The 16,417-nt window shown below is 53.2% G+C and carries 14 protein-coding genes; 6 read left to right on the top strand and 8 right to left on the bottom strand.

Features of this window, described 5'->3' with window-relative positions:
- The first annotated feature begins 17 nt into the window (after positions 1–17).
- Positions 18–1,397 (top strand): mechanosensitive ion channel family protein, encoded by a 1,380-nt coding sequence (locus ABD920_RS01670; RefSeq protein WP_345156404.1) that lies wholly within the window; start codon positions 18–20, stop codon positions 1,395–1,397.
- Positions 1,398–1,418: 21 nt separating this feature from the next.
- On the opposite strand, the gene ABD920_RS01675 is transcribed toward ABD920_RS01670, so the two are convergent.
- The 4 genes from ABD920_RS01675 to ABD920_RS01690 form a co-directional block, all read right to left on the bottom strand.
- On the bottom strand, positions 1,419–1,781 hold the full coding sequence (locus ABD920_RS01675; protein ID WP_345156405.1) for a DUF6122 family protein: 363 nt from the start codon (positions 1,779–1,781) through the stop codon (positions 1,419–1,421).
- A gap of 101 nt (positions 1,782–1,882) precedes the next feature.
- Entirely contained in the window at positions 1,883–2,617 is a 735-nt protein-coding gene (locus ABD920_RS01680) for an oxygenase MpaB family protein (RefSeq protein WP_425568531.1), read from the bottom strand.
- A 196-nt stretch (positions 2,618–2,813) separates the two neighbouring features.
- Entirely contained in the window at positions 2,814–3,899 is a 1,086-nt protein-coding gene (locus ABD920_RS01685; protein ID WP_345156407.1) for a PAS domain-containing sensor histidine kinase, read from the bottom strand.
- Between the two features lie 484 nt (positions 3,900–4,383).
- Positions 4,384–4,920, bottom strand: coding sequence for a YceI family protein (locus ABD920_RS01690; RefSeq protein WP_345156408.1), 537 nt, complete (start codon positions 4,918–4,920; stop codon positions 4,384–4,386).
- Between the two features lie 345 nt (positions 4,921–5,265).
- On the opposite strand from ABD920_RS01690, the gene ABD920_RS01695 reads away from it, so the two are divergent.
- A complete protein-coding gene (locus ABD920_RS01695; RefSeq protein WP_345156410.1) occupies positions 5,266–5,529 on the top strand; it encodes a hypothetical protein in 264 nt (87 codons plus the stop codon).
- A 221-nt stretch (positions 5,530–5,750) separates the two neighbouring features.
- Positions 5,751–6,497, top strand: coding sequence for an EcsC family protein (locus ABD920_RS01700; RefSeq protein ID WP_345156411.1), 747 nt, complete (start codon positions 5,751–5,753; stop codon positions 6,495–6,497).
- Positions 6,498–6,602: 105 nt separating this feature from the next.
- Here the strand turns inward: ABD920_RS01700 and ABD920_RS01705 are convergent, their stop codons facing one another.
- Positions 6,603–7,448: a DNA/RNA non-specific endonuclease gene (locus ABD920_RS01705; protein ID WP_345156412.1), complete on the bottom strand. Its 846-nt coding sequence runs from the start codon at positions 7,446–7,448 to the stop codon at positions 6,603–6,605.
- A 750-nt stretch (positions 7,449–8,198) separates the two neighbouring features.
- On the opposite strand from ABD920_RS01705, the gene ABD920_RS01710 reads away from it, so the two are divergent.
- Both ABD920_RS01710 and pulA read left to right on the top strand, forming a co-directional pair.
- Positions 8,199–9,038, top strand: a complete 840-nt coding sequence (locus ABD920_RS01710; protein WP_345156413.1) for a Cof-type HAD-IIB family hydrolase — start codon at positions 8,199–8,201, stop codon at positions 9,036–9,038.
- Positions 9,039–9,334: 296 nt separating this feature from the next.
- Positions 9,335–11,269 carry a type I pullulanase gene (pulA, locus tag ABD920_RS01715; protein WP_345156414.1) on the top strand — a complete coding sequence of 645 codons (1,935 nt, stop codon included), beginning with the start codon at positions 9,335–9,337 and terminating at the stop codon, positions 11,267–11,269.
- Positions 11,270–11,453: 184 nt separating this feature from the next.
- Here the strand turns inward: pulA and ABD920_RS01720 are convergent, their stop codons facing one another.
- The gene (locus ABD920_RS01720; protein ID WP_345156415.1) at positions 11,454–11,912 is read right to left on the bottom strand and encodes a Crp/Fnr family transcriptional regulator; all 459 of its coding nucleotides are present in this window, start codon (positions 11,910–11,912) and stop codon (positions 11,454–11,456) included.
- A gap of 6 nt (positions 11,913–11,918) precedes the next feature.
- Positions 11,919–14,663, bottom strand: a complete 2,745-nt coding sequence (locus tag ABD920_RS01725) for an NTP/NDP exchange transporter (RefSeq protein WP_345156416.1) — start codon at positions 14,661–14,663, stop codon at positions 11,919–11,921.
- A gap of 396 nt (positions 14,664–15,059) precedes the next feature.
- Here ABD920_RS01725 and ABD920_RS01730 point away from each other — a divergent pair, with 396 nt between their 5' ends.
- Positions 15,060–15,530 carry a DUF4126 family protein gene (locus ABD920_RS01730; RefSeq protein WP_345156417.1) on the top strand — a complete coding sequence of 157 codons (471 nt, stop codon included), beginning with the start codon at positions 15,060–15,062 and terminating at the stop codon, positions 15,528–15,530.
- A gap of 76 nt (positions 15,531–15,606) precedes the next feature.
- Here the strand turns inward: ABD920_RS01730 and ABD920_RS01735 are convergent, their stop codons facing one another.
- Positions 15,607–16,413: a DUF4249 domain-containing protein gene (locus ABD920_RS01735; protein ID WP_425568544.1), complete on the bottom strand. Its 807-nt coding sequence runs from the start codon at positions 16,411–16,413 to the stop codon at positions 15,607–15,609.
- Positions 16,414–16,417 lie beyond the last annotated feature (4 nt).

Here is a 16,417-nt window from a genome sequence, read left to right on the forward strand (position 1 = left end):
GGAATTACCGTGCCTATATGCCCCGCTACTACAACAGAAACCGAAATGCAGGAAGCCCCTCAGCGCAGTCAGGCGCCTTACCCCAGCGCGCGAGCGGCATACGGGTCGGCAACCGGCTCAAAAAAACCACACCTGCCAGCGGAAGAGTCAGGGAAAGGCGCCTGGCGGGGCCCACCAGGGTGAAAGGCGCAGCAGAAAACAGGCTCAAGAATTTCCGGCAGGCTTCTATCCTCGCTGTTGCGATCACAGGTTTTATCATCATGCTGGCTTCTCCGGGCGAGGCGGGGCTGGCGGCCCAGGATGTGCCGCAGCAGGAGGCGGCGGCGGACACTGCCATTTCGGACTCCGGGGCGGTTGCCGAGCTGTCAGACACCACAGCAGACACTGCCCGTTCGGTGATACGCGAGACGGGTTCCAGCAAGGAGTCTGCCGACGAGGCCATCGGCGCGTTGCAAAACCTCTGGGACAGCTTTTATTTTAACCTGCCAAAAATGCTGATCGCCTTCAGCATTCTGGTGCTGGCCTGGCTCCTGACGCGGTTCCTGCGCATGGTGCTGCAGAAAACCCTTGGGCGCTGGCAGAGCACCAGCGCTATCACCACCTTGGTACTCATTTCGGTCTGGCTGCTGGCCATCGGCATTGCGGTGAGTGTTGTGGCCGGCGACATCCGTGCGCTCGTGGGCTCCTTCGGACTGATCGGCCTGGCCCTCTCCTGGTCGCTGCAGACGCCGATCGAAAGCTTCACGGGCTGGTTGTTAAACTCTTTTCAAGGCTATTACAAAGTCGGCGACCGCATTCGGGTGGGGGAAGTTTTCGGGGACGTGTACCGCATTGATTTCCTCACCACCACTGTTTGGGAGATCGGGGCCCCGTACCAGCCTGGCTTTGTGCAGGCGGAGCAGCCGACAGGCAGAATGGTCACCTTCCCGAACAACGAGATACTGACCGGCACCGTCACCAACCTGACCGGCGACTTCCCCTATGTGTGGGATGAGCTTAGCGTGGCCATAGCGAACGAATCAGATATCCGGCTCTCGATGGAAGTGCTGGAGAACCTTTCCACGGAACTGCTGGGGAATTACATGATCGCGCCTGCCAAAATGTATGCCCAGCTGCTGCGGAAAGCGGGCCTGGAGGACCATGTGGCAGAACGGCCACAGGTGTTCGTCTCCATCGAAGACTCCTGGACCAACATCACCATCCGCTACCTGGTGGGTGCCCGTGAGCGCAGGAAATGGAAAAGCGAACTCACCTTCCGGATAACGCAGGAGCTGGCGAAGCAGGAATACGTCGAAAAGATAATCCCTGTCTATCCACGGCAGCAGGTGCAGTTTATCAACCCCGAGGGCGTTCCTGTGAAAACAGACGGCTTCAGGGGAAGTAGCCCTGCTAATTGACTTACCGGGGCAGAAAGTACCCTATAGAGGCGAGATTAACTCCAGGGGCTGCCCGTACCGGATGCATTCTGCGGTATCCAGCACGATATGAATGACAAGCCCCAGCCCAATGAGCCGCGTTCTGGGATATAAAGCCAGTGTGACGTAGACGGGTATAAGCCAGAAACTGTGCAGCAGGTGATAGCCTACGCTGCACCGGCTTGGGTCTACGATGGGGCTTGCCGCCAGATGGTCTATATCGATGAGGATGCCCGCCAGCATCAAAAGCGAAGCGTGCCGGAAATCTTTTCGGAAAAATAAGGCTGCCACCCCCACAGGCACTGCCACGTGCACAAACATATGAAGAAGAAACGACGGGGTCAGCGCGCTCAAAAAGACATCCATACCTGTTGAAGCTTTACAAGGTCCCTTAACTGTGCCGCTTCGCCCAAGGTTCTATGAATGGTCTCTTCTTTTCAAAAAAAGCGTCTTTTTGCTATACCTACTCACGAAGGAGACGTATCCAGTGCTTTGATCTCAGTTTTGTATGACGGAGGCAGGATGGCTGCCTTCAGAAGCCATTCGAGGCGGAGCTTTCGGCATACTTTGTAGATAGCCAGCACCGGGGACAGCAGCGAAAAGCTTCCGAGCCGCAGCATGTTGTTTACAATGGCCGGCACCACCAGCACCTGCCCCTGCAACAGCAAGGCGTAGCGAACCGGGCCCAGGTGCTTCCTGTATTGCTGATACAGGTTAAGGGTATAGGGCCCTTTCTGCAGGTTTTGCCCCAGGTGCTCCTCACGCATCACCATCCAATCTTTATATGCAGCGGGTAAGCCGTGAATACCCATCCGGCTTCCCACCCGGTTAAACACCTGAAACACCTCTGCTTTCTCAGTCTCAGTCAGCTTTCGCTCCAGAAGCTCATAAGAGCGGATCGAATAGTCGATGAGCATGAACAGCACGTCGCGGTATGCCCAGTCGGGGATGGCCATCCCGCGCTTGGCCTCCACCGCAGCATGGATGGAAGCCATTTTATCGATGGCCCGATGGGCACCTTCCAGCTCCGAAAAAACGATCTGCCGTGCATAGGCGACTGTGGAGAATAGCCTTCCGAGCGGGTCGGCGGGTAGCTTTCCGGTGAAATAAAGCCAGTCAACTGCCTTGTTCAGGGCGAATTCGGCGGAAGCACCGGCAAAAATAAAGAGGATAGTATCGCTCTTCCCCCAAATCTCTCGCACAACTGAGCCTTCTTCAACAAAATACCTCATGTTACCTGAACAATGATGCCACTCAAAATGTGCATTCTTCTGAAATTTATACAGTATACAGGCAAGGGCACCGTTAATCAGTGGTTTGAATACGCCTTTCGAGCCACAGTTTTGGGAAGTAGGTCAGTGTTGTGGAATGGGACTTTAGTATCATCCCGCGCTGTTCCTACTCTTCCGGCAAGGGAAAACTGAGGAAAAAGGTAGTGCCCTGGCCATCCCCTTCGCTTTCGACCCATATTTTTCCGCCTTGCACCTCTACCAGTTCCCGCACAATAGAGAGCCCCACGCCATTGGTGGACTCGCCGCGCAATCCCTCCCGTGACAATTTGCTGTACCTTTGGAAGATATGCGACTGCAGCTCTTCCGGAATCCCGATGCCCGTATCAGAGTGCAGCACCAGCAGGTTGTTGTTCTCTTTTTTGAATTCTATCTTGATCTGTCCGCCTGCAGGTGTGAACTTAATGGAATTGGAGAGCAGGTTGTTGAGCACCTGCATCAGCTTGACCTCATCCAGCTCCACCATGATCTTTTCGTCGCTGCTCACCAACTCAAACTGATAGTCCATTCCTTTCGCCACCTGGTACGAGTGCAGCAGTTTTCGCACCCTTTCCACAATCTCAAACCGCTGGGTGTTCATATAGATCAGGGGAGACTTCAGGTGCTCGTCGCTCAGCACATCGGTTATGATGCCCAGGCAATTGTCGTAGGCGCCGAGAATGATGTTGGTGTAGGTGCCGACTTCCTCGTAGTTCTTCTCCTGGTGCTCACTCTCAAGCAGTGAGGCGATGCCTTTGACAATGGAGAGCGGCCCGCGCAGGTCATGGGCAATGATCTCAAGCGCGCTGTTTTTCCTGCGGGTATACTCCCGGAGGTAGTCCACGTACTGCGACTGCCTGGTGACATCCTCTACATCGCCTGCTATATGGGTCAGTTTTCCTGCCGCATCCTTTAGCGGGTGGGCATCTATTTTCACCTCTTTCCGGGTACCGTCCGGCAGTTTCAGGCTTACCTCCACCAGATGGCTTTTCTCTTCCTGCAGCAACAGTTCGTAGCGCTTGACAACTGCCTTCCTGTCATCTGGATGGATATGGGAAATGAGCCGCACAGGTGAATCCAGCACCGCCTGCCGGTCTAATTTCCAAATAGATTCTACGGCCTTGTTCAGGTAATCGAATTGCATGGTGCCCAGGTTAAACAAAAAAAGGATTTTCTTGCTGGACTCCCCAAACTGTTGAAAGAGGTCGTTGTTCATGCTGGCAGCCTGGTATTTGCTTGTAGATGATATAACATATAAGTGAGAGGTTATCTGCTACATCCGAATATGAGAATCAGAGGGTGAAGTTATAAAATATTATGGAGAGTTTCAGTGCGCCCCGTTGAATTATTCCTCAGCAAAAACCCTCGCTGTTAATGTTCTGCAGCTTGTGTCTTCAAGTAAGCACGGTGTGGATGCGGCGGCAGGTAAATGGCATTTCAGGCTTTCCCACCCTTTCTCAAAGATACGCTCCTATATATAACGGCTAGGTAATACATTTTCAACTGAACTCTGCGAACGAAGATGTTCTATAAAACCCACCCCCTGCCCCTCGAAGGAGGGGAATCTGCAGACAGGTAACTGCATTGCGCATCAACCAATTGATATTGGCATTACACCGCTTCATGCCAATGGGGGAAAAAAATAGCCGCCTCTGCCGCGAGGGCAAAGGCGGCTACCATAGCTCACGCTATTTCAGCTATCAGTTCTGTTTCACCAACTGTATTTCGGCATGTAGCCTGATGTCGTCGCTCACCACCACGCTACCGGCTTCCGTCACAGCATCCCAGGTCAGGCCAAAGGCTTTACGGCTTATCTTGCCTTCGATCGTAAAACCGGCTTTTGTCTGTCCGTATGGGTCTACCACTGTGCCATGGTACTCTACGTTCACGGTCACGGGCTTCGCTACGCCCCGAATGTTCAGCTCACCATGTAGCTTGGCGGTGCCATCTGAAATTTCCTCGTACTTGTTGCCGACAAACTTAATCTGTCCGTGATTGGCCGCATCAAAGAAATCCTCCGACTTCAGGTGCGTATCGCGCTGCTCGTTGTTGGTGCTGATAGAATCGACATCAGCCGTGAACACAATACTTGATGCTTTTGTAAAGTCCTCGTCTTCTGTTTCCACCTCCACGTTGTAACTGGTAAAGAAACCGGTGACAGTCGTGATCATGAGGTGCTTTACCTTAAACTGTACTTCACTGTGTGCCGGGTCAACGGTCCATTTTACTTTTGCCATAGCTCTGTTCTTTATAATTTAAAAAAATTTATGGGTCACCGGCTTGTTTTAATGGGATTGGGTTGCCGGCCTCTCCTATATATTATATGCTTGTACGTACCGGAAGGTTATGTTAGAGTAATTCACAACATTGGGATATATACCGCCCGTTTTCTTTGGCAGCGGGTTCCCTACCCGTTAGTATCGGGTTGCCAACCTGCCCGATGTAGATTCTTCCAGCTCAGCTGTATCCCGGGTTTGACTTACCGGCATGCCCGGATATTTATTGCAACAGGCATCCCGGCGGTGCATTTTGCAGTAAGTGTACCGGGGATGATTAAATTGTTCTCCTTTTATATTTTATATATGATACAACGAGAAGTAACAGATACTCAGAATACAGCCTGGACCTGCGTGCAAGCCTATAGCGGCCTGGAAGGTAAAAAAGGAGACAAAGCAGCGGCTTTATCCGAGAACGGCAACGGGCAGGTGCCGGTGGTCTGCACGCCAGGCGGCGGTGCACAGTCGGTGCGGCTTGAACTGCCGAAGAACTGGCTGGAGGAAACCACGGACGAGGAACTGCTGGCTGGTATCTCAGAGGCGCAGCAGGAAACTAAAGTGCAGCAGTAATGTCGTTTATTTGCGGTTTTAGACGACTTTTATGCGAGCGCTTATGAGCAGAGGTGTCGTGTTATGCTAAATGTGTTTACACAATAGCGGTTCAAACCTCATCAGCAGTTAACGTAATTTTTGGGTAGAGCACGAGGTGGCACATCCCTTGAAGCGGTTTGTTGAGGAGCTCCGAATGTGTGGCACATCTTCTGCCTTAAGCCGTTTAATTGAAACAGCCTATGTCTGCGCAAGCTTATGAACAACACGCTTTACGGGAGCTAAGAGCCTGGCAACAGGAAATGCTGCGGCCGCCTTCCCTGGTTAGCAAACTTGCGACGAGGGTGCAGCACAAGCTCAACAGTTACATTCCGGAAAAGGTACACAACGCTATCACCACCACCATCAAGCAGATGATCCGGGGAGTGCTGTTTGGCGCTAAACTGACCACAAAAAAGCCGGAGAAACACGGCGCTCTTTTTATGAAGGAGGCGCTGGTACAGGAGCGCATCGCCTTCTATAAGCGGGCGGCAGCGGCAGAAGGCGGCATCACCGGGGCAGGCGGTATCTTGCTGGGCTTTGCGGACTTCCCCCTTTTGTTGAGCCTCAAACTGAAAATGCTGTATGAGATAACGGCGCTCTACGGCTACTCCGTCGAAGATTACCGCGAGCGCCTGTTCCTGCTGCACGTTTTCCAGCTGGCTTTCAGCAGCCAGGAGCAACGGCGGCGGGTCTACCTGCAAATGGTGAACTGGGAAGAACAGAAGAAGCACCTTCCGGAGGATATCCACCAGTTCGACTGGCGCACCTTTCAGCAGGAGTACCGCGATTACATCGATATCCCGAAGATGGCACAGCTCATTCCGATAATCGGCGCACCGGTAGGCGCTGTCGTAAACTACAAGCTGCTGCAGAAGTTGGGCAACACCGCAATGAATGCCTACCGCATGCGCTGGCAGGAGGAACAGAAAACCATGAAACAACCATAGTTATCTGAATAACAGGACCTTCATCCATAACTCTTCTTCCTGAAGCTTAACCTCCTGTAACACTCCTTCTACCGCACGGGTGCTTAAAAAGAAGGACTCCTGATTCTACTTCAGAACCCCTTTGTCTAGCCGGCTTTCCAGCACTTCCTGCACCTCCCCGGGCACCGCCTTTAGCAGATCGTAGCCTGTCGCTTGCTCAATGGCGTCCACCGTGGTGAGATAGGACGTCCAGTCTGGCCGCACCGAATTGGTGTTTGGCGTGTTGACAGCGATTACGCGCGTGGCAGTCGTGATACGGGAAAGGTCATCATCCCCTTCGGGTAACACCACCAGCACTTTCCAGATGCGGCTGGGAACCGTCACACGGCCATCATCGATCTTGCGGGAAGTGCCTTCGCTGCCGGTACCGCCCACACCGTAGCTGCCCATCATCACGTACACCTCCTGCCCTTGCTGCACCAACTCCCGTGTATAATCCTCCAGCCTGGCCCAGGTCTCCTGGTTGTTGCGGGGGGCCTGCGGGATCATGTTGGTCATCAGAAAAGTAGCGGCATTTTCATCCACCGAGCGGGTGCGGTCGGCGGAGGGCGCGTTATGGCCCCGGTCAAAGCCACTGCCGCTATAGCTGGAGGCCGTGACGCGGTACCAGCCCTCCGGCAGCGAGGCATCGCTCCTGAAGTTGTCCTGGCGCGGGGCGCTGCCAAGCCAGTCCTGGCTCACGTGCCAACTCACCCAGTTGGGCGTGCCCCTGTCCCGGCTGTACGACAGCGCGTACTGCGGTTTCAGGAGCAGAAAGTTGTTGTAGTCGCGCACCTCGGCGGTGGCACCGCTGGGGTTACCCAGCAGCATCTGCTCCGCTTCCAGGGAGATGCGCGGAATGACTTCAGCTTGCTGGCACCCGAAGGTGATCACCCAGATAAAAAAGAATAACGAATAGGAACGGAAACGCATAAGTGTCTAAAGTTAATGTGCCGGATGAAGCATCCCTGCTACTGCTACAACGCCCGCAGAATGCGCTTGTTTTGGTTCTGAAGGGACATTTTAAATATCCTATACCCTCATCAACGCGTGTAGCGCCTGCAGAAGCCTGCCTGTGAGCTGCTTACTTTGCCGTAGAAGAATTTGGAAGTGCGAAGGTAGGTGCAAATATTTATTACTGCTATATTTACTGCTATTGATCACGCACCCTGATGCGCTTTACGCTGCCACAGGCCGGAACAATGGCTGTAAGCATAAGGCTTCAAGATTATTATGGTGTATAATGCATCCCACGGCCCTGTTTTTAGGTATAGAGGGGGCAACCTTGCACACTTTCCCTTATATTTATAACGTTCAACCTTTAAAAATCAACCCATATGGCTAAGTCACAAGACGCGAAGAAAGAAGCGAAGAAAAAACCCGCGAAAACAGAGAAGGAGAAACGCGCTGCCAAGCAGGAAAAAAAGAAAGGCAGGGAATAGTTTTCCCATTCCCCGGCACGTTCCAGTAAAGCCAGTAGCAGCAGCGGGACCAGCATTCGTTGGCCGATCCCGCTGCTTTTTACCACCGTAGCCGATGCATACTTCCTGTGTCGCCGTAGAAAATTCCCTGACATTGCTTTTTCGCTTTGCAAACGCCTTTTTTTCCGCCGATGCAAAGCAAACATTTTATTACCCTGCATCCTGATATGCAACAGGATCCCTCTTAGCGTAACCATCAGAAATGAAGATCAAAGCTATTTGCTCCGATATAGACGGCACCCTGCTGGACAATCGCCGGGAGCTATCCCCCAGAACCGTTGCCGCATTCAGAAAGCTCGATAAAAACATACCGGTTATCCTTGCCTCATCGCGCATGCCCGGCGCCATGCGCCACCTGCAGGAGGAGCTTGGCATCCTGCACCATCCCATGATCTGCTTCAACGGCGGCTATGTGCTGCTTTTCAACGAGGGGTCTGCTGCCCCTGCCGTCATCGACTCGGTGCAAATACCGGTTTCAATGTGCGCCGAAATAGTGGAGATGGCCCATGGCACCGACATCCATGTGAGTCTTTACAAAGAGGACAATTGGTATGCCCCCCAGTTCGATAAATGGGCTGAGAAGGAAGAGCGGGTAACCAAGGTTTCCCCGAATATAGGGGCGCTGAACGCGGTGCTGGGCGAGTGGCATGCAACAGACACTGGGGCGCACAAAGTCATGTGCATGGGCCCGGAGCAGGAAATAGCCGACATGGCAGAGGCACTGACCAGGAAGTACGGGGAGGAGATTTATATATACCGCTCTAAGTCTACCTACCTGGAGCTTGCCCCTCGCTCCATTTCGAAAGCAACGGCCCTGGAGCTGATCCTAAAGAAAAACTATGCCATATCTATGGAGGAGGTGATGGCCTTCGGGGACAATTACAACGACATTGAACTGTTGCAGGCGGTAGGTAAAGGCATCGCCGTGGGCAATGCCCGCGAGGAGGTAAAAGCCGTAGCCGCTGAAATAACGCTGCCCAGCACCGAAGACGGTGTAGCCGTGGCGATAGAGAAATACCTGCTGCAAACGGAAAGCAGGTAGCATATAAATTCCGCCGCTACACCTTGTAGTAGTGCTTTAAGTATACATATATAAACTCCTGCTTTACTTATTTATACGGGTTAAATAAAAGGGCATTTTTACACTACCCCAAGGTACGCGGGCAATTTGATGTTCAGAGCAGGGCACATTTCCCCGGGCACGCGGCAAAGCGACATTATCCCGAGTTATCCCCCAGCCTTTCGTCAGGCAAAGTTTTTGTGGTTGTCTTACCAGCATACGAAAAGCCGAAGCACCCATTCGCTGTCTGTTCCCTCACTCTTACGGTTTGATTCTACATGAAATTTTATTCAGCCAAAGCGCCTTCTGTTTTCAGGACCTACGCCCATTACCCGACTTACCCGAACGCCAACCTTTGGACCTGCTACACCCCGAGCAGCACCACTTTCCGTATATGGTCGCCGGCGGCGGAGAAGGTGAAGGTAAACTTTTACGAAAAAGGCTGCGGCGGCCACTGCCTGGGCAAAGCTGAGCTGGAAGAAACGGAGGCGGGGCTCTGGACGCTGACTGTCTGCGAGGATCTCCTGGGGATTTACTATACTTACCAGGTAAAATCAAACGGGGTATGGCTGGACGAGACGCCCGGTATATATGCCACGGCCGTCGGGGTAAACGGCCAGCGCGCCATGGTGCTCGACCTGGCTGCCACTGACCCGGTGAACTGGGAAAGTGACCGCGGGCCTGCCATCTCCTCCCCGAACGAGGCGGTGCTGTACGAGGCACATATCCGGGATTTTACGATCTGTAAAAATTCCGGCAGCACAATCCCGGGCAAGTACCTGGGGATGGTGGAGCAGGGAACCGCGAACCCTGCCGGCCTCGCAACGGGCATCGATCATTTGAAAGAGCTGGGTATCACGCATGTGCACTTGCTGCCTGCTTTCGACTTTATGTCTGTAGACGAATCCGCTCCGGAAAAGCCGCAGTATAACTGGGGCTATGACCCGCAGAACTACAATGTGCCGGAAGGGTCCTATGCATCTGACTCTTACCGCGCAGAGGTGCGCATCCGGGAGTTTAAGGAGATGGTGCAGGGCTTCCACAGCCAGGGCTTCGGGGTCATCCTGGACGTGGTGTACAACCACACGGGCGTCGCGGAAAACTCTAATTTCAATCTTGAGTTGCCAGGTTACTACTACAGGCATACTGCCTATGGCAACTGGTCTGACGCCTCCGGCTGTGGAAACGAAACTGCCAGCGAACGCATCATGATGCGCAAGTTTATATTAGAGTCCTGCTGCTATTGGGCGCGGGAGTACCATATAGACGGCTTCCGGTTCGACCTGATGGGTATCCACGACATCGAGACCATGAACCTGCTCACGGTCGTGCTGAAGGACATCAACCCCCATATACTGGTATATGGCGAAGGCTGGACAGCCGGTGAGAGCCCGGTGCCAGAAGCCCTCCGCGCCACCAAAATTCATACCCATAAGTTAGAACATATAGCCGCCTTCAGCGACGACCTGCGCGACGCCCTGAAGGGCTCTGTTTTTGAGAAAAAAGGCAAGGGATTTGTGCAGGGAGCCAGCGGCATGGAAGAGAAAGTCAAGTTTGGCGTGGTCGGGAGCACGCAGCACCCGGAGGTGCACGCCGGGCGGGCAGCGTGGGCAAGGGAGCCCTGGCAGGCGGTTTCCTACGTCTCCTGCCACGACAACCATACGCTTTACGATAAACTGAGGCTATCAACGGCAGGCGCTTCGGAAGAGGAACTGAAAAGGATGCACCTGCTGGCCAATGCCGTCGTGCTGACCGCACAGGGCATACCGTTTCTGCACGCCGGCGTGGAGATGCTGCGCACCAAGAAAGGCGAGCACAACAGCTACAACCTCCCGGACGCCATCAACCAGATCGACTGGAACTGGAAAACTGCCCATCAGGATGCTTTCTCTTATTATAAAAACCTGGTATCGCTGCGAAAAGCACACCTGGCCTTCAGCATGCCAACAGCCGGGATGGTGAGACGGCACCTGCATTTCCTGCAAACGGAGCCGGGTGTCGTTGCATTTCATATAAAGGACCATGCGAACGGCGACAGCTGGAAGGATATCATTGTGGTATATAATGCAAACCGGACGGTTGCCCGCGTAGCACTAGAAGGGACCTGGCGTGTGGCTGCCGCCGGCAGGGAGATTGACCAGACAGGCCAACTCCGGATACACGGCTCAGCGGGAGCGGCTCCTATATCCATGTTGCTCCTGTTTCAGGACTGACATTTTCAGGCATTGTGCTCCTGCTATAGTAGTGCTGCGTATCTCCAAACCAACATTTCCTTTGAATGACACTGGAAGATAACTGCTTTTCAGTCCGATCCTTTCCCAATGCCCGTGCTACTGTTTAAGTTACGAGCGGTTTATATATAGCTTAGACCTCTGTCACAGTAAGCTAAGGAGGAGGCTAAACTGTCGGAACGGCGGGCAGTGTTTTATTGTGGAAAGACACGCTTTTATCATCCATGATGCGCAGGCGGCGGCAGAGGGTGTTGAGGATGCCTTTGAGTACCTCCACGTTGTTCATCATGATCTCATAGAACGGCTCCTGCTCCAGCTTCAGCAGAATGGTCTCATCGATGGTTGTGGCGCTGGCCGAACGCGACTCAGAATCCAGCACAGACAGCTCCCCCACGATATCATTGTCTTCCAGCACCGCAAGGGTATAGTTTCCGTCGTGTATGCGCACCTGGCCCTTGTATATAAAATACATGCAGGTTCCTTTATCGCCCTTCGAAAAAAGGTTTTCTTCCGGCTCCAGGTACATTTCCTCCAATATACCTGCCAGCCCCACCAACTCCTGTTCCGGGGTGTTCTGGAAGATATCAGAGGATCGCAGAATCAGCACTTTCTCTATCAGCAACATTCTTTCTTAATTTAGCAAGGTCATAACATAATCCCGTGTCTCCTGAAACAACGGATCTTCCTGGTCTTCGATTTTATTTAACACCCCAACCGCAAAATGCGCTTCCTCCAGTCTCGGAATCATATAGCATGCTACCGACCTGGTCCAGTTGTTAAAGTGCGCTTTATTTCCCGTCAGTATTTCCTGTATTATGCCACTGACAGACAACTCTTTCGTGGGGTGCATCACTACCTGGCCTTTCAGTGTGTCCTGCTCCAGTTCCATGAGCGTGTTCAGACTATTGAAGTACTTCCGCGGGATGATCAGTTCGAGCATCTCAATGGCATTGTACACCTTGGCGCTATCCGGTTGGTTATATAGCTCCATTACCCGTTCAATCTGCCTGCGCTCGTATACCAGCGACAGGCACTTAAACAGGCGCTGTATATCCTGGTGTATTTCGGAGCAGACGGCCTCCTGCAAAGGCTTTAGCGCATCATTGGTTTTCAGGTGCACGTAATAAGTAGCTTTCAGGAGGCTTTGCTTTAACTGTAGCTTTAGCTGCTTCTTCAGCAAAAACTGCGTTTCTGTGGTTACTGCCGCTTTTTTCTGCCACAGCGCATCAATAATGCCTGTCATATCGGAGCTACTCTCCTGCACCAGCTGCTCTAAAAAAACAGTGGCGCTCTCCCCTTTACTCTTACTTGCCACTTTCAGCAGCACAGGGTTCAACGCCTGCGGGTAAGCCCTGCGCTGGATATAGGCCGTTCCAAAAATTCTGTCACCATAGAGTAGCAGCGATTTCTGCAAAGCCGCCGGCGCCGTTCTGGCAAGCCCCACCTGCACCACCTGGGCCAGCAGCCCTAGTTCCTTTACTTCTCCCGCCGCCTCCATGGCCCTGGTAAACACTGCCTGGTCATCGTCCTGCAACAGCGTCCCGAGTACCTGTTCGTGATCCCCACGCTGTATTTCTTTGATGATGTCGATGGCTACTAATTTATCCTCATTGGCTTCGCTGTGGGTCATGCGCTGTAACTCCTGCGCCACAATGGCGTCGGCACCGGCCTCTTTCCGGTGTAAAAGCCCGGCTAAGGCCGCTTTTTTATTTTTCTGACCCAGGTTATGCAGGGCGGCAACACCGGTCGTCAGGATGCCACTATCGAGGTAATAAAGGGCTTTGACCATCAGAGCTTTCACCTCTACATCCGGCTCCACCTCCAGTTTTGCCTTGATGAGCGGCACGGCGCTTACCATTTTGTTGGCGATGACCCGGAAGAGCACATACTCCCGCAATTCATAGGTTCCGGACTGCAGTTGCCCGAGCAGCAGCGAGTCAATGTCCGCGTAGTCCGCCTTTTCAAGCAGGCTAAGCGCATGAATCGCCACTTTCGGATCCTGGCTGGCGGCTTTCTGCACCAGCACATCCTTTACCGACTGCTCATTCAGAAACAGCGTGCTGCCTGTAAAGTAGCCCTTGCTGATCACGCCCTCCAGGGTGCGCCGGTACGCGTTGCGCACCAGAAACACGCTTGCCCCCCAACCCAACAGCATAAACAACAGCACCTTGCTCACAAAAGGGATAGCGATATGCTCATGATCGAAATACTCGAAGTAGAGCGCCAGGAAAGAACCGACGAACAGCAAGGCGACAGGCAACGGGTACCCTTTGGCGATGAGGTGCCCCTTCAGGCGGCTGTGCGGGTGAAGCGGCTGGAAGAGCACAAAAAACACAGGCTCCTGCAGCGTGGACCGCAGAATCTCAGACAGCAGCACCATCACCCCGAATGCGTATAGGTGCGACTCGAGCGGCCCGCCTGCCAGCAGTATAAAGACATTGACAAGCAGCAACAGCAGCGGCGCGATCAGCAGGCAGTTTGCCAGCCCCAGCCGCGCGATCACCCGGCTGCTGAACAGCAGTTTGATGCCGATGGCCAGCAACCGGCCAAAGGCAAAGAAAACTGAGATAAACGTGGCCAGTTCGTGGTCGGTGGTGTAGCGGCGCTTGATCTCAGAGAGAAAGGTAAAGTCAATGACAGAGTAGATCGTGTAAGCGAGCAGCGACCAGAAGGCGATGAACAGGATGAGCCTGTTCTGGAAGAAGCGCCTCACAAAAGAGGGGCTTTCGGAGGCATGCTGCTCCTGCGCATGCGTGGCCGGGCCGTGAGCAACGCTTAACCTGCTGGAAAAGTCGAATTTGCGGAGCAGCACATCCACCACAACAAACGCCAGAACCGACACCCACAACAGGTTCACGACCCCGATCAGCGGCACCAGGGCCGTCACAGAGAAATAGCCCAGCATTTTGGCAGGTATATCGCCTGCGCCCACGATAGAAAAAAGGCGCTTGCTCTCCCGCACATTAAACAGGATCGCAGCCATCCCCCAGAAAGCGTAGCCCACAAGCATATAAACCACCATGTTCCAGACGGCCAGGAACAGTGGCAGCCATTGCGAGGGAATATACGTCAGGCAGGCCCAGTGCAGCAGAATAGACCCGGCAGAAAAAGCCACGATAACCTGCAGCAGTTTCTCCGGGGCAAACCTGGCTTCCAGCCGGCTGTAAAGCATATTGGCGATGAAAAGAAAGCCAGCCGCCAGTATATAGATCTTCGGGTAAACGGTAACAGGATAGGAAGAGAGGATGAGGGTGAGCGAGCTAGTGAAAAGGAAAGCCGTGGCAACCCCTATAAAGTATTGCACCAGGAAAAGGTGCCCCACCAGTTTTGCTTCCGAGGGCTTGATGTTCAGCAGCAGGTTTATGCGTCTATACATGTTACGTCCATTCTAATGCCTTTTCATAAAACCTACATTTTCAGATCATCCCTCCTGCTCATCCCTAACGTACCACATAATTTAACGAAATAGTTACAAAGATTCCATCTTTCAATTTCAATTATTTTTTGGATGAACGCGCTGTGGTCCGATTGACTTGCTGCTGGCAATAACGTAGGTGATTTTCTTAGCTATTAGATTGGGGGAATTTTCACTTCACGGGTTGAATATCAAAGCACTTGAAGTATATATACTCCCTTTCCTCGGTAAGGAATGGAAACGCTGATTCACAGCCGCTCCCGGGCAGCAACCCGGTTAACAAGCGCCATTACAGCCTTTAACTTCAATAGCTGTCTGACTCTAAATTGCGTAAACGGGCAGACAAAATGTAAGACGATGGAAAACACACTTTATAAAGCTTTGGCCTTTGGTGCGCTTGCAGGCTTGCGCTCTCAGGCTGCCCCAATGCTGCTGAGCCACTTCCTGAGTAAAAACCACAGCAGCCCGCTGCAGCGCACGCCCCTGCGTTTTTTGGGCAATGCAAAAGTGGCCATGGCCCTCAAAGGACTTGCCGCCAGTGAAATGGCTGGTGACAAACTCCCTCAGGCCCCCGACCGGATTGCAGTGCCGAGCCTGTTTGTGCGCGGTGCCTCGGGCGCATTGGTGGGCGCGGCTGTGTATATGATGAGCAACGAAAAAGCCTTTAAGGGAGCCGCCATAGGGGCAGCAGCAGCTGTGGCGGCTACTTATGGCAGTTTCTATCTCCGGCAGTACCTCTCCGGGCACACCCGCCTTGCAGACCCTGTCCTTGGGGCCATTGAAGATGCCCTGGTTATCGGAAGCGGCATGAAAGCGGCCAGGATGTAAGTATCTATATATAAAAGGCCCGGTTGCTTTAGAAGTAAAGCAACCGGGCCTTTTATATATACTTTCTCCCTGTCTTTTACCAGTTCTCCGGTAGCCGGGTGGTGGCGTTGCGGATGGTGCGGCAATCATCGGGGTACACATACTCGCCCACATTCGCCTCTGTGATGTTCTCACGCGCTATCACGATCTGCTTCATGCTCACCGCTGATGCGTCGAAGTAGCCGATCACCTGCTCGTCCGGGTTCTCCACATTGTACACATTGCCTTTTAACTGCGACGGCGGCGGGTCGAACACCGTACCTGTCGTTTGCCGCTGCTGCTCCACCACCTGAAAGAAATTATACGCCTCCTCAGAGATAACATGTTGGTAAACGGTCATTTTGTGTTTGGCCTGCAGGTCGCGCTCAAAGGGGACAAAGCGCAGCTCGTGGTTAATGTTTTTCCGCCCGTCGGTGAGGCGGTCGCTCTCCACATCATACAGTTCTGATCGCTCATATATCCAGCAGTGGGCACAGCAGTCTTTGGGTGCGGGCCTGGGGCATCCCCTGCAACTGTAATCTACATAGTCCTCTGGCTGGGTAAACACCTCGATCACGCTGGCGACAGACCACCGGTAATAGTTTTTCTGCCCTGCAGGGTCCGTGTAATCCAGGATAAACCTGTAGCCGGGCATCAGTTTTTTTTCCCGCTTCCCCCAAAGGCCCACCTCTACCTCCGCAAACGCGGTGTAGAGCGAGTCGATGGGCACCGGCTGCAGCATCTTCACCTTTCTGGATTCGTAGGTCTTGTCGCCTACCTGCAGGTGGAGCTGGTAGGTGTTTCCCACCACCGCAGCCACCTCCCCCTCCGGCTTATAAGGATATGTGATTTTTAATTTGAACAGCGTA

Source organism: Pontibacter saemangeumensis (assembly GCF_039541895.1).
Classification (GTDB): domain Bacteria; phylum Bacteroidota; class Bacteroidia; order Cytophagales; family Hymenobacteraceae; genus Pontibacter; species Pontibacter saemangeumensis.

What these genes read in the sequence shown, in the direction of transcription:
- ABD920_RS01695 (WP_345156410.1), top strand. Translation starts at nt 5,266, where the DNA reads ATGATACAACGAGAAGTAACAGATACTCAGAATACAGCCTGGACCTGC.
- ABD920_RS01700 (WP_345156411.1), top strand. Translation starts at nt 5,751, where the DNA reads ATGTCTGCGCAAGCTTATGAACAACACGCTTTACGGGAGCTAAGAGCC.
- ABD920_RS01670 (WP_345156404.1), top strand. Translation starts at nt 18, where the DNA reads ATGCCCCGCTACTACAACAGAAACCGAAATGCAGGAAGCCCCTCAGCG.
- ABD920_RS01705 (WP_345156412.1), bottom strand. Translation starts at nt 7,448, where the DNA reads ATGCGTTTCCGTTCCTATTCGTTATTCTTTTTTATCTGGGTGATCACC.
- pulA (WP_345156414.1), top strand. Translation starts at nt 9,335, where the DNA reads ATGAAATTTTATTCAGCCAAAGCGCCTTCTGTTTTCAGGACCTACGCC.
- ABD920_RS01690 (WP_345156408.1), bottom strand. Translation starts at nt 4,920, where the DNA reads ATGGCAAAAGTAAAATGGACCGTTGACCCGGCACACAGTGAAGTACAG.
- ABD920_RS01675 (WP_345156405.1), bottom strand. Translation starts at nt 1,781, where the DNA reads ATGGATGTCTTTTTGAGCGCGCTGACCCCGTCGTTTCTTCTTCATATG.
- ABD920_RS01720 (WP_345156415.1), bottom strand. Translation starts at nt 11,912, where the DNA reads ATGTTGCTGATAGAGAAAGTGCTGATTCTGCGATCCTCTGATATCTTC.
- ABD920_RS01685 (WP_345156407.1), bottom strand. Translation starts at nt 3,899, where the DNA reads ATGAACAACGACCTCTTTCAACAGTTTGGGGAGTCCAGCAAGAAAATC.
- ABD920_RS01725 (WP_345156416.1), bottom strand. Translation starts at nt 14,663, where the DNA reads ATGTATAGACGCATAAACCTGCTGCTGAACATCAAGCCCTCGGAAGCA.
- ABD920_RS01710 (WP_345156413.1), top strand. Translation starts at nt 8,199, where the DNA reads ATGAAGATCAAAGCTATTTGCTCCGATATAGACGGCACCCTGCTGGAC.
- ABD920_RS01730 (WP_345156417.1), top strand. Translation starts at nt 15,060, where the DNA reads ATGGAAAACACACTTTATAAAGCTTTGGCCTTTGGTGCGCTTGCAGGC.